The sequence below is a fragment of the Brevibacillus invocatus genome (assembly GCF_003710915.1).
Classification (GTDB): domain Bacteria; phylum Bacillota; class Bacilli; order Brevibacillales; family Brevibacillaceae; genus Brevibacillus; species Brevibacillus invocatus.
This window is the reverse complement of record NZ_RHHR01000044.1, coordinates 34,529-47,325: the sequence shown is the minus strand read 5'-3', so window position 1 is coordinate 47,325 and position 12,797 is coordinate 34,529. Positions and strand designations below refer to the sequence as shown.

Genomic DNA, 12,797 nt, shown 5'->3' with positions numbered 1-12,797 from the left:
CTACCGCTGCGTTTATTGAGGTCAAAATCCCCGCGATTCCCGTCATTCAGGAATTATTGAGAGTGGGTTTCCTGTTCTGGCAAAGGAGCTTTTACTTTGGGCTTTCGCTCTAGTGGAATGACGGCGTTCATCCATTGGAAGATACGCTTCGATTCCTTGGTCAGCAGTGGTCCCAAAATAGCCAGGATCAGGACGTACAGAGCTGAGAAGGGCTGGAGGATATCCATAAGTCCACCGGATTTCCCCAGGTTCGCCATGATAATCGAGAATTCACCGCGAGAGACGATCGTCAAACCGATATTCGTAGAAGCTTTTGCAGACAAGCCCGCTTGACGTCCAGCCAACAAGCCGGCAGCCACGTTACCGATCAGTGTGATGATGACAGCACCCAAAGACAGCCAAATGGCACCGCCGAGGGACATCGGGTCAATCGTCAAACCGAAACTGAAAAAGAACATCGCTCCAAAGAAATCGCGGAACGGCAAGATCATGTGTTCAATCCGCTTCATATGCTCTGTTTCAGCCAGGATCAGCCCTACGAGGAGAGCACCGATCGCTTCAGCTACGTGAATGGTTTCGGAAAAACCAGCAATGATGAACAATCCGGCAAAGACCGTGATCATAAACACTTCATTTGATTTGATATTGAGCGCGCGGTTCAGGAAAGGAACCGCTTTGCGGCCGATGACGATGAGCAAGAGCATGTAGCCAAGCGCTACCAGAGCGGATGTGAGGACATCTCCAAGCGATGTGGCACCGCTGAGAACAAGCCCGGATACGATCGAAATGTACACGGCCAGAAATATATCTTCGAACATGATGATGCCGAGAATCATCTCTGTTTCGCGATTTGCAGTACGTTTGAGATCGACCAGTACCTTGGCCACGATGGCGCTGGAGGAAATTGTGGTGATACCAGCGATGATGAGTGTTTCTTTCAAGGGAAAGCCTGCAACCCATCCAAACATCAGGCCCAGGGTAAAGTTGATGGCGATGTAAATCGTCCCGCCGACGGCAATGGATTTCCCAGCTTTAATCAAGCGTCCGACGGAAAATTCCAATCCGAGATAAAAGAGGAGAAACAAGACGCCAACCCTGCCTAAAAATTCAATAAGGGGGGCACTTTCAATAAAGCGGAGGTCAAACAGTCCAAAGTGGGGTGCGTGGGGGCCAACAGCCATACCAATCAAAATGTAGAAGGGGACAATCGAGAATTTTAGTTTTAGTGAAATGAAGCCGGCAACTGCGATGAGGGCAAGAGCCAAACCGACTTCAAAGACGATGTGCTCCAATTTCATTCACCTCCTGTACTTAGCTTGGCTTTGAGCATCTTCACCTGCTTTCGTTCTCCCGCGACTACAAGTGTCGCGCCTGAAGTCAAGACCTGATCAGGACCGGGATTGATCGTTTGCTTTTGATCCTTTTCAATGATCGCAATAATACTGGTCCCTGTTTGTTGGCGAATGCTCAATTCACCGATCGTCTTGCCGATACATACGAAGCCGGAGTCGATTTTGAACCATTCGATCACCAGTTTGTCCAAGGCCACTTCTACGGTTTCCAATGCAGATGGTTTGTACGTCATACCACCAACGATGGCCGAGATTTGACGAGCCTCGTCATCATCCAACGTTACCATGGAGATCGTCTCTTCCACGTCGTCATGATTAAAGTGATAGAGTTCTCTTCGTCCGTCATCGTGAATGACAACGACAAGTTTGTCGCCACTCTTTGTTTCGATTTGGTATTTTTTACCAATTCCAGGCAAGTCTGATTCCTTGATTGAGAACATGCAACAGCCTCCTTCATAGTGGTTTTCCTTGTACAAACATCAGTGTTTGCACATATTATTATACATGAATTTGTATCGAAAATACGCATAATTTCAAATGAAACTGTAAAAAGAGGGCATTTTTGTACGCTAGGCATCCAAAAGCTAATTCGCCTGTTCTTCATCTTCTCCAATCTTACCTGTAAGCGTATTTTTAATTAATTTCGCATTGTAAGGTTTGGCAGGATGTATTAGAATAATATGGTCAAACTGGTTGTTTTCGTCTTTTTGGTCTTGCGATACAAAATAGAAGATTGTGGATTTGACATCATCTCGACATGTTCTCTATGTAATCTAATAGATGTACATAGAAACACGTATAGGAAAACACATCCGGAGAATGGAGGAGTTTTTATGTTTAAGAAACACTACCTGGCTACGGCAGCTGCTGGTTTGCTTTTGGCAACGGCTGTGATTCCATCTGGCGCGAGCGCAGAAGTAGCAACCAAAAACCTGCAAGCAAAATACAACAACATCAAAGTTTTGTATAACGGCTATCAAGTTTCCACTCCTGTCGAGCCTTTCATTGTGAATGGAACCACGTACATTCCACTGCGCATGATGGCAGGAGTATTCAACAAAGACATCACTTGGGATGGCACCAACTACACCATCAACGTTCTGGACAAACCAGATACAGGTGCCCAAGCGCAGCTTGCTGTTAAAGACGCTGAAATCACTCGTCTGAAAAACCAGATCGCAGCCTTGAATGAAGAGATTCAAGATCTGGAAGATGAGCTGGATGACGACGACGATGACGATTTCGATGATGAATTAGCTGACCTTGAGGAAGAGCTAAACGACGACTGGGGCGATTTTGAAGAGCTTGAGTGGGAAATTACCCTCGACGGTGACGATGAAGACGACATCGAAGTAGAGATTGAGATCGACCTGTCCGATTGGGCTGATGAGTTCGACGATCTGTCTGAGAGCAGAAAAGAAAAATTGGTTCAAAATATCATCGATGACATCTGGGATGTATTCGAAGCAGATATCACCGGTTATATCATCGATAGCGATGAAGATGAAGAACTGTACGAATTCGAAGCAGATTACGATGATGACCTCTATTTCGAGGAGTATTAATAAAGTTTTATAATCGCGACACAAAGCCTTGCATGCTCCCTATCTGGGAAAAGCAAGGCTTTTTTCCTATTTCCAAAATGAAGGAATCCCAATATAAAGAGAAAAGAGGTAGACTGGAAGAAGCGAAAGAAGAAACCATCTCTTTGAATCAGGAGCGGCATTCATGAAACAGATATTACTGGTGGAAGATGAAATCGTCATTTCCCGTGTCTTAAAAGCCTATTTGCAAAAAGAGGAATATCAGGTATGGCAAGCAGATGACGGTGTCGATGCGATTCGTATTTTTGATGAGCAAAAGCCGGATCTTGTTCTGCTGGACGTCATGCTGCCCGAAATGAGTGGCTGGGATGTCCTGCAGTATATCCGGGAGAAAAGCTCCTGTCCGGTGATCATGCTGACGGCACTGGGACAGACCGATCAAAAGCTGAAGGGATTCAACCAGGGAGCAGATGACTATATCACCAAGCCGTTTGTGGCAGAGGAAGTTGTAGCCCGGGTCAACGCGGTTATGCGTCGTTCCGTGATTCTGGACAAGGATCAGGAAACCCGACTGTTTGGTAATCTCAAGATCAATTTCAAATCACATAGCGTCACTTTGCATGGCATCGATCTGCAATTCCATCCAAAGGACTTGTCCTTGCTGCTTTTCCTGGCCCAGAATCCCAACCGTACATATTCGCGCGAGCAGCTGATCGAGCATTTGTGGGGGATGGACTACGAGGGAAGCGACCGGGCAGTAGATCTGGCGATTAAAAGAATTCGGAAAACCTTGCAGAATTGGCCCGCCTCCGAAGGGGAGATCAAAACGCTAAGAGGGGTGGGTTATCAGTTCAGTGTATTTACAAAGCAATAAACCCATCTCTCTGCTTAGGTACTGGACGACCCGCTATCTGTTGACACTGTGCGTGGGGCTGCTGATCATCGGAATTGTATCGTCCATCTGGATCAAGGACGCAGCAACCGAAAAGCAGCTGGATGTAACCCGCTTGTTCGCGGAAGAGGTAGCGGATCGCGTCGTGGACGATGAAGGAAAGCTCTATGTGGGGGAGACCCTGCATCAAATATTGGAGAGCAGGCGCCGTTTTATGGGAGTAGACCGCAACCTGCTGCTGTTCATCAAGGACGAGCATGACCAGATCATCTATAAAAAGTCGGGATTGCCCTCGTCCTTTGAAGAAGATCTGGATCGTGTGCTGGAGATTGCAGAAAAGGCGGATAAGGTCAAGTCCCGTCACGGAGACACGCTGTTTGTCGTCAAAAAAGACCTGGACAATGACCTGCAAAAGCTGGGGACCATTATTTTGCTGTTCCCGGAAACAGACATCCGCGTAAACAAGGAGCAGCTGCAATATTTGGTCATCATGCTGGGAAGTCTCGGTGTCCTCGGCTGGGCTGTCATCTACTTTCACTCGAAAAAGCTGTCCAAACCGATCGAGGACGTGGTGGAAGCAGCCAAGCAAATCGTAGAAGGCAATTATGATGTGACAATTACGAAAAACATCAAGGAACGAGAGATTCACGAGCTGGTTCACACCTTCAAAGAGATGGCGGATCGACTGCGGCAGCTGGAACGCACGCGCACGGAGCTTTTGGCAGGCGTCACCCATGAGCTGAAAACACCTGTCACCTCAATCAGTGGCTTGATTCAGGCGATCAATGACAAGGTCGTCTCAGGTGACGAGGAAAGAGAATTTCTGGAGATTTGTCTCAATGAAACCAAACGGCTGGAAAAAATGGTAGAAGATTTGCTCGATTTTAACTCGTTTGCGGTTGGCGAGATCACTGTTCAGCCAGAAGCGCAGAATTTGAACAAGCTGATTCACGAGATTGCCTCCCAGTGGCAGATCGGACAGGATGTCGAGACGATCACTCTAACCACGCGCATGCCGGATCAGGAATGGACGATTCTGGTAGACCCTGGACGCGTGCAGCAAATCTTGATCAATCTGCTGAACAATGCCAGACAAGCAGTTACAGACGATGGCGTTATTGAATTGCATCTCTATGAAAAAGAGTCGGAGCTTCGCATCGATGTTACGGATAACGGCAAGGGGATACGGGAAGAAGAGCAGTCGCTGGTGTTTGAACGCTTTTTCAGAGGGAGCAACAAAAAGGAAAAGGTCAGGGGCCTCGGACTGGGGCTGTCTTTTTCCAGGATGATGGCACGAGCATTGGGAGGCGATCTCATCCTGACCAAAAGCGATGCCAATGGCTCTACGTTTACGTTGATCCTGCCAAAAATATCGGGATGAAAGAAAAGCTTCACCGAGCCTGGTGAAGCTTTTCGATTTCTTGCATCAATTCCGGGCATTTCCCTTGAAGGAGTGAGCGGATGAATCTGGAATGTATACGAGTAGTGGTAATCGAAGACGACTCAGTCATTTACGGGGGCGTTGGAAGACCGACTAATCGATACGTCCTGGTTCAGAAGAAGTAGATCCAATTCAATCTTAAATTGGATCAATTCCGTTCTGAATAGACCGCTACGGTTTGAATAGATGCAATTTTTAGATAGTATAATTCGAGGTTGAATAGAAGAGGAGAGGAAGAGGCACTCTTTTAGACTGGCATGCTTATTGCTGATTAAGGTCAATAAGGAGAGAGTGATCTCACATGAAAAAGCGGATTGCTTCATATGGGAGTATCCTGCTCGTAGCAGGAAGCTTGTTATCTGCCTGTAGCGGAGGGGGGAGTGCTCCTGCTACCCAGCCTGCTCCGTCAACTGCCGAAGCACCGGCTTCGGAAGCGACAAAGCAAGGGCCACAGGTCATGCGATTGAACATGGAGGAGCCAGCCACGCTTGATCCGATTTTTGCAGAGGATACCGTCTCAGGATCTGTCATCCGCCAGATTTACGACAGCCTGACTCGCCTCGACGAGAATGGCAATCCGGTCAACTCGCTTGCATCCGGCATGAAGCTGTCAGCGGACAAGCTGACCTATACCTTCACTTTGCGCGACGCTTTGTGGTCCAATGGCGATCCGGTCACCGCGCATGATTTCGAGTACACCTGGAAGAGTGCACTCGATCCGAAAACAGGCTCTCCAGCCTCCTACAACTACTATAGCATCAAGAACGGGCAAGCCTTTACGGCTGGACAAGCCAAGATCGAGGACGTAGGCGTGAAGGCGATGGATGACAAGACGCTGCAGGTCACGTTGGAAAATCCTACTCCCTTCTTCCCGACATTGGTCTCATTCCTGCCAGCGGTGAATAAAAAGGTAGCGGAGTCCAATCCCAAATGGGCGAACGATCCGAAGACCATCGTCACCAATGGCCCTTTCAAGCTGGAGGAGTGGCGGCATAAAAACAAGATTGTGCTGGTAAAGAACGAGACGTACTGGGAAGCTGATGTCGTCAAGCTGGACAAGATCGAGTTCTCGATGATCTCGGATGCCAATACGGAGCTGTCCATGTTTGACAACGATGATCTGGACTGGGCTGGGAATCCGATCAGCGGTCTTCCCATCGATGCGATTGCTCCGCTCATGCAGGATGGCAAGCTGCAAACGCAGCCCAAGGCTACGTCGTACTACATTCGCTTCAATGCCGAGCGGGAGCCGTTTACCAACGTCAAGGTACGCAAGGCATTCGCCTACGCGATCAATCGAAAGGAAATCGCCGACAACATCGGGCAGGCTGGACAGACGCCTTTGATGGGAATCACGCCTATTACGGCCAGCTTGAAGCCGGATGGATTCTTTGCTGACAATCAGCCGGAGGAAGCGCAAAAGCTGCTGGAAGAAGGCATGAGGGAGCTGGGCATTACGAAGCTGCCGGAAATTACGTACCTGTACAACACCTCTGACCGCAACAAAGCGATCGCGGAAACGCTGCAAGCCACCTGGAAAAACGTTCTCGGTGTTGATGTAAAGCTTTTGAACAAGGAAACCAAGGTCTATCTGGATGATCAGGAGCAAGGCAAGTTTGAGATTACCCGTTCCAGTTGGACGGCGGACTACAATGATCCTATCAACTTCTTGCAGAAATTCATCGAGAAGTACAGCTCGTCCAATATTACACGCTGGCACAACCCTGCTTATTCCGAGCTGATCCAGAAATCGTACGTGGAGACGGACGAAGAAAAACGGAAGCAAATTCTATTGGAAGCCGAGACCTTGCTGATGGAGGAAATGCCTTTGACCGGGATCTTCAGTGATGTGAATGCCTGGGTACAAAGCGACAAGGTCAAAGGAGTAAGGATTGATCCGCTCAGCAAGATCGACTTAAAATGGGCTTATCTCGAATAAAAAAGAGGAGAAATGAGAGATGAACAAAGGAAGAGCATGGCAAGCAGGGGATACCATTGGCATTGTAGCGCCCTCTAGCCCGGGAGACCTGGAGCTGCTGCCAAAAGCGATTGCGAAAGTCGAGGAACTGGGCTTCAAGGTGAAGGTTGGGGAAACGTGCAGACAAACCTACGGAGGCTATCTGGCAGGAACACCACAGCTTCGTGCGGCTGAGCTGAACGCCATGTTCGCGGACGATCAGGTGGACGGCATCCTTTGTTTGCGGGGCGGTTACGGTGCCCCGCAAATCCTGCCCCTGCTGGATTACGACTGCATCGCACAAAATCCCAAGCTGTTCGTCGGGTATAGCGACATCACGGCACTACATACGGTTTTTGGTCAAGACGCCAACCTGGCAACACTGCACGGTCCGATGGCTTCGTCTTGTCTGGCTCGCGGATTGGATGACTGGTCCATGTCCTATTTGTTGCGTGCGCTGACAGAACCTGAACCGTTGGGCGAAATGATCAACCCGCCGGAGGAAGAGGTCATCTGCATGGTGGATGGCCAGGCGAGCGGTCCTATTGTGGGAGGAAATCTGGCTCTTGTCGCTGCTTTGATGGGAACCCCATATGAGCTGGATACCAGAGGCAAGCTGCTGTTCCTGGAGGATATTGACGAGGAACCGTATCGTATCGACCGGATGCTGACACAGCTGGCATTGGGTGGACTATTTGATGATTGCGCCGGGGTGATTCTCGGTACCTGGACCAACTGTGAACCAAAAAAACGGGAGGGCTTATCGGTTTGGGACGTGTTCCAGAACATCGTCGTGCCTTATCAAAAGCCGATGATTTGGAACATTCAGATCGGTCATGGAGCGATCAACATGGCTTTGCCTTTCGGCGTCCATGCGACATTGGATGCGACGAGTGGCGTATTAACTATTGAGGAGAGTGTGACAGTATGAGCAGCGTGAAAAAAGAACAGGTTTGGCAGCAGGCACAGGAGATATTGCCTTGGTTGACAGAGGTTCGTCGTGATTTTCACCAGTATCCGGAAATTGGACTCGAAGAATTCCGCACCCAGGAGCAAATCATGCGCTATCTGGATGAAATGGGGATTCCTTACACTAAATCAGCGGGAACTGGGATTGTAGGTCTGATCGAAGGCGCACGCCCTGGTGCGACTGTTGCTCTGCGCGGTGACATGGATGCGTTGCCGATATTGGAAGCGGAGGACCGCGAATATCGCTCGAAAATTCCTGGGAAAATGCATGCCTGCGGTCACGATGCCCATATGACCTGCCTGCTTGGAGCAGCGCGGATCCTCAATGCCTACAAGAACGAGCTGGCGGGCAATGTAAAGCTGTTCTTCCAGCCAGCCGAGGAGACAGTAGGCGGCGCATTGCCGATGATTCAGGAAGGCGTGCTGGAAAATCCCAAGGTGGATGCGGTATTTGGCCTGCATGTCTCCAGCGATATTCCAGCTGGACAAATCGGAGTCAAATACGGTCAAATGAACGCTTCCTCCGATGACTTGAGCATTATCGTGCGCGGTGAAAACGGACACGGCGCTTATCCGCACATGGGACGAGATGCCATTGTCATTGCTGCTCATGTCATTACGGCATTGCAGACGATTGTCAGCCGCAACGTAGATCCGCGCCGATCGGCAGTTATTACGATCGGCATCATCTCCGGGGGGACAGCCAACAACATCCTGGCTCAGGAGGTCAAATTGACCGGAACGATCCGTACGCTGGAAAGAAGTGTACGCGAGCAGGTCAAGGAGAGAATTCGCGAGGTGGCCGAATGGACGGCTCGCAGTCTGGGTGGAGAGGCTGAAGTGGAGTATGAGGAAGGCTACACCTCGCTCATCAACAATGATGAGCTGGTCGATCTGGTGAAACGCAACGGGGAAGAGATGCTGGGAGAACAAAAAGTGCGTGTCAATGAGCTGCCCAACATGGGGGTAGAAGACTTCGCGTATTTCGCAGAGCATGTTCCAGGTGCCTTTTTCCATTTAGGCGTGCGCAATGAAGAGATGGGGTGCGTCTATCCTGTTCACCATCCGCGATTTGATTTGGATGAGAGCAGCTTGGCAGTGGGTGCTGCCATGCAGGCATTGAATACACTGGTTTATTTGCAGGAGAAGGAGCAGCGCTAGCAGGCGTATAGGATACGGCTTGAGGCGGGAACACTACAGACGCCAATAAGATTTTCCATGAAAGGAAGAGAGCCGTATCATGAGCATCACGATGAGCCGTCCTGTCACTGAAGTGCTGAACAAGCAGGTTGCCAACTGGTCTGTGCTCTTTATAAAGCTGCATCATTTTCACTGGTATGTGACTGGACCCAACTTTTTTACGCTGCATAGCAAATTTGAAGAGCTGTACAACGAGGCTGCATCCTATGTAGATGAGCTGGCAGAACGATTGCTTGCGAAAAACGGCAAGCCTGTCTCCACGATGAAAGCCTGTATGCAGCAAGCTTCCATCCAGGAGGCTTCCGGTGGAGAAACCGCAGAACAAATGGTGCAGGCGGTTGTAAACGACTTTAATACCCTGATCAACGAGTTGAAGGAAGGAATTGCAGCAGCCGAGGCAGCGGATGACGATGCGACTGCTGACATGTTCGTGGGCATGAGCAACAGCCTCGAAAAGCATGTTTGGATGCTGCAAGCCTATTTGGGGAAATAAGCAAAAGGAAAGAGCTGGAACCAGACCACTGGCTTCAGCTCTTTTTATTCCTAGTCCGCTATAGCCTGATAAACGGATGTCCAAAAATCGCGAAAGTGCAGAGGAGGATCAGGAGAATCCATGAGCCGCTGCGTCATCAGGATGCCGATCAGCCCTTCCTTGGGATCGGCATAGGCAGAGGTGCCGATACCTCCATCCCATCCGAAGCGTCCCGTGACCATATACAGATCATCGCGTCGGGTGTTGACGGCGACTCCGAAGCCCCATCCGCTGTTGTCATAGAAAAAGGGGTAAGCGGCTGCTTTTTGTTCGGGGGTCAAATGATCCGTTGTCATCAGTTCGATGGATGGTCGTGACAGGATGCGTCTGTTTTTGAAAACTCCTTTGTTCAGCATCATCTGGTAAAAGCTCAGATAGTCGTCAGCAGTCGAGACCAGTCCGCCTCCGCCTGATGGAAAGACGGGAGGGCGCGCCCAACGACCGTCACGAGATTTGTCGTGAATCACGAACTCTCCCGTTTTTTTCTGGAACAAGTAGCTTGGCGGGAGTCTGTCCCATTTTGCTTCGGGTACATAAAATCCGGTATCGAGCATGCCCAACGGCTCGAAAATCCGGTCGTAAAAGAAATCCTCCAGCGACTGCCCACATGTGCGGGCAATCAGGATGCCCAAGACGTCGTAGCCTGTATGATACATCCACATTTCGCCTGGCTGATGGATCAGTGGTAATTGACCGAGTTTTTCCAACCACAGGTCAGGAGAGATGGTAGGTGGATCAGCTGACGGGGCGAGTCCTGCTTCTGCAATCGCGCTTTGGATGGGGTACTGACCCGGTGGAGCCATGACAGCTCCGATCCCCAGTCGAAAGGTAAGCAGATCGCGCAACGTAATGGAGCGGTTGGCTGGTACGGTGTCATCGAGCGGACTGTCGATTTGTCTCAGAACACGGCGGTTGGCCAGCTCAGGCAAAAGGGAATCTACCGGATCATCCAGTCGGAGCTTGCATTCCTCAACCAGGATCATCGCTGCCACCGCCGTAATCGGCTTGGTCATGGAAGCAATCCGAAAAATGGTATCACGCTGTATTGGGTTGCCTCCCCCGTTGGCTTTCTTCCCTACAGCATCGACATGGACCTCACCGTGTTTGCTGACCAGCGTAACCAGCCCAGGGAGCTCCCCACGCTCGACGTAGCCGCGCATGATCGTGTGCATGTGGTCCAAACGACTTTTTGAAAGATTGCTCATCGTGCACCTCTCCTCTCATCCACTTTTGATTATTTATTGTAGACCAGACGATGCTGTGCCGTTTCTTCTGGATTGCTCGATTGTATCGCAATAGATTTACTTCCACTTGCTCATGACAAAGGCTGTTAAAAATGAGATTTGGATAGAGATGACGCATGCAATAGCAAAGAGCGCGCCATCACTGCCCCTGCCGACTCCGAGAGCACCCATGATGAAAAAGAGCAGAATCGAGATTAGGATGGAGAGCAAAAATATCCCTGTAATTGGCCTTTTTTTAGCATGCATAACCTCACCTCATAGATAAGTAGTAGCTAGCAGGTACCAATAAAAGTTGGTACTTTTCGTTTTTCGAAGAACCCCCTTTAATAGGTGTAGAACAATTGGGGGTATTTCTCGTGAGCAGAAATTGGATCGTATTCCTATTGCACCTGGTTCCCTTTACATATACAGGAATGGCTTGGGATGCCTATGATCATCGTCTGTACGGCTATTTTATTGCCTTTATTCTGTTTTGCCTGCTTGCTTACCTTCAAAAGTCCATCCTGCTTCTGTTCATGGGCAATCTTCTCTCGACGGGCTTCAGTTATGTACTGGCAGCGAGGTATTTGCTTGAATATCAGCATTTCTTCAAGCCATGTGGCGTCATCGGGACGTTGATCGTAGAATCCGTGATCTGGTTCTTTCTCCAATTGCTTATTTTTTGTTTGGCACGCTTTCGGCAGGAATAACGAACAAAAGGCTGTCCCTATTGTCTGATTGACAGGGGGGACAGCCTTTTTGGATCCGCAGGAATTTAAGGCAGGATGGCAAAAGAACGCACAGGGAATCCGGATGCTTTTTCCGGTTTCGGGACAATATTGACAATGACAGCTCCCTTTGCGGGGACCTTGTCCAGATTGGTCAGCAGCTCGATTTGATACGTATCTTGTTCAAGCACGTAATACTCGCCAAGCAGAGCGCCGTTTTTCTGGTAGTCAATGCTTGCATCTGTATCAAAGGTTTCGTGGCCAACTGCTTTAATCTTTCTTTCTTCAAATAAAAATTTCAGCGCTGCGAGAGACCATCCAGGTGCATGGTTATGGCCATCTGCATCTTTGTTGTTAAAGGCGTCCCAATCCGGCCAACGCTTGCTCCAGTCCGTGCGCAGGGCAACGAACGACCCTTCTTCAATCTGTCCATGCTCTGCTTCAAACTGCACAATATCCTCAACACTCAGGGAATAATCGTTATTTTCGGAAGCTTCTTTGGATTTATCGATGACAACGAGCGGCAAGACAAGCTCCTTCAGCTCGATTTGATCCAGAAATCTCGTGTTTCGCACAAAATGAATCGGTGCGTCAATGTGAGTTCCGTACTGACCAGGGAAAGTAAATCTTTGTGCAAAAAAACCGTCGTCATGTGTAAATAAAGTAGTAAAATCAGCTGGTTCGAAAGCTGAAAAATGAGGAGACTCTGGACCAAATGTATGCGTCAGGTCCACCCATTCTTTCTCTTTCAGCCATTTTAATGCTTGAATCAAATCGTTTGCCATCCGCTCACCTCATTCATCCGTTTTTAATCTTATTAATTACGGAATACTTTAAACTGTTCAATTCCGAGTGTCAATATAGAGTTAGTAAGGTTATTGGTTTATATTGGATTTTCCTATTCTTCGTGTAGCCGTTCATCATTCAAAAAAACCCTGTGTTATTCCCAAGAGAGTGCG

At 49.1% G+C, this 12,797-nt stretch carries 13 protein-coding genes; 8 read left to right on the top strand and 5 right to left on the bottom strand.

From position 1 onward, the window contains the following. Nucleotides 1–53: 53 nt before the first annotated feature. Both EDM52_RS20350 and EDM52_RS20345 read right to left on the bottom strand, forming a co-directional pair. Nucleotides 54–1,292: a cation:proton antiporter gene (locus EDM52_RS20350; RefSeq protein ID WP_122910841.1), complete on the bottom strand. Its 1,239-nt coding sequence runs from the start codon at nucleotides 1,290–1,292 to the stop codon at nucleotides 54–56. A 2-nt stretch (nucleotides 1,293–1,294) separates the two neighbouring features. Continuing rightward, entirely contained in the window at nucleotides 1,295–1,792 is a 498-nt protein-coding gene (locus EDM52_RS20345; RefSeq protein ID WP_122910775.1) for a cation:proton antiporter regulatory subunit, read from the bottom strand. Nucleotides 1,793–2,185: 393 nt separating this feature from the next. On the opposite strand from EDM52_RS20345, the gene EDM52_RS20340 reads away from it, so the two are divergent. The 7 genes from EDM52_RS20340 to EDM52_RS20310 all read left to right on the top strand — a co-directional run bounded on the left by EDM52_RS20340 (nucleotide 2,186) and on the right by EDM52_RS20310 (nucleotide 9,848). Beyond that, a complete protein-coding gene (locus EDM52_RS20340; RefSeq protein ID WP_122910774.1) occupies nucleotides 2,186–2,917 on the top strand; it encodes a stalk domain-containing protein in 732 nt (243 codons plus the stop codon). Nucleotides 2,918–3,080: 163 nt separating this feature from the next. Beyond that, nucleotides 3,081–3,770 carry a response regulator transcription factor gene (locus EDM52_RS20335; protein WP_122910773.1) on the top strand — a complete coding sequence of 230 codons (690 nt, stop codon included), beginning with the start codon at nucleotides 3,081–3,083 and terminating at the stop codon, nucleotides 3,768–3,770. Further along, nucleotides 3,751–5,169, top strand: a complete 1,419-nt coding sequence (locus EDM52_RS20330; RefSeq protein ID WP_122910772.1) for a sensor histidine kinase — start codon at nucleotides 3,751–3,753, stop codon at nucleotides 5,167–5,169. The genes EDM52_RS20335 and EDM52_RS20330 overlap by 20 nt, the downstream gene beginning before the upstream one ends. A 361-nt stretch (nucleotides 5,170–5,530) precedes the next feature. After that, nucleotides 5,531–7,168 (top strand): peptide ABC transporter substrate-binding protein, encoded by a 1,638-nt coding sequence (locus EDM52_RS20325; RefSeq protein ID WP_122910771.1) that lies wholly within the window; start codon nucleotides 5,531–5,533, stop codon nucleotides 7,166–7,168. Nucleotides 7,169–7,187: 19 nt separating this feature from the next. Beyond that, nucleotides 7,188–8,117, top strand: coding sequence for a S66 peptidase family protein (locus EDM52_RS20320; RefSeq protein WP_122910770.1), 930 nt, complete (start codon nucleotides 7,188–7,190; stop codon nucleotides 8,115–8,117). Next, nucleotides 8,114–9,316 (top strand): M20 metallopeptidase family protein, encoded by a 1,203-nt coding sequence (locus tag EDM52_RS20315; protein WP_122910769.1) that lies wholly within the window; start codon nucleotides 8,114–8,116, stop codon nucleotides 9,314–9,316. The genes EDM52_RS20320 and EDM52_RS20315 overlap by 4 nt, the downstream gene beginning before the upstream one ends. 79 nt (nucleotides 9,317–9,395) lie before the next feature. Further along, the gene (locus tag EDM52_RS20310) at nucleotides 9,396–9,848 is read left to right on the top strand and encodes a Dps family protein (protein ID WP_122910768.1); all 453 of its coding nucleotides are present in this window, start codon (nucleotides 9,396–9,398) and stop codon (nucleotides 9,846–9,848) included. A gap of 50 nt (nucleotides 9,849–9,898) precedes the next feature. Here the strand turns inward: EDM52_RS20310 and EDM52_RS20305 are convergent, their stop codons facing one another. Further along, entirely contained in the window at nucleotides 9,899–11,092 is a 1,194-nt protein-coding gene (locus EDM52_RS20305) for a serine hydrolase domain-containing protein (RefSeq protein WP_122910767.1), read from the bottom strand. A 96-nt stretch (nucleotides 11,093–11,188) separates the two neighbouring features. Further along, nucleotides 11,189–11,377 carry a hypothetical protein gene (locus tag EDM52_RS20300; RefSeq protein ID WP_122910766.1) on the bottom strand — a complete coding sequence of 63 codons (189 nt, stop codon included), beginning with the start codon at nucleotides 11,375–11,377 and terminating at the stop codon, nucleotides 11,189–11,191. Between the two features lie 110 nt (nucleotides 11,378–11,487). On the opposite strand from EDM52_RS20300, the gene EDM52_RS20295 reads away from it, so the two are divergent. After that, nucleotides 11,488–11,820: a hypothetical protein gene (locus tag EDM52_RS20295; RefSeq protein ID WP_122910765.1), complete on the top strand. Its 333-nt coding sequence runs from the start codon at nucleotides 11,488–11,490 to the stop codon at nucleotides 11,818–11,820. Nucleotides 11,821–11,885: 65 nt separating this feature from the next. Here EDM52_RS20295 and EDM52_RS20290 read toward each other — a convergent pair whose 3' ends face one another. Beyond that, the gene (locus EDM52_RS20290; protein ID WP_122910764.1) at nucleotides 11,886–12,623 is read right to left on the bottom strand and encodes a cyclase family protein; all 738 of its coding nucleotides are present in this window, start codon (nucleotides 12,621–12,623) and stop codon (nucleotides 11,886–11,888) included. Nucleotides 12,624–12,797: the final 174 nt, after the last annotated feature.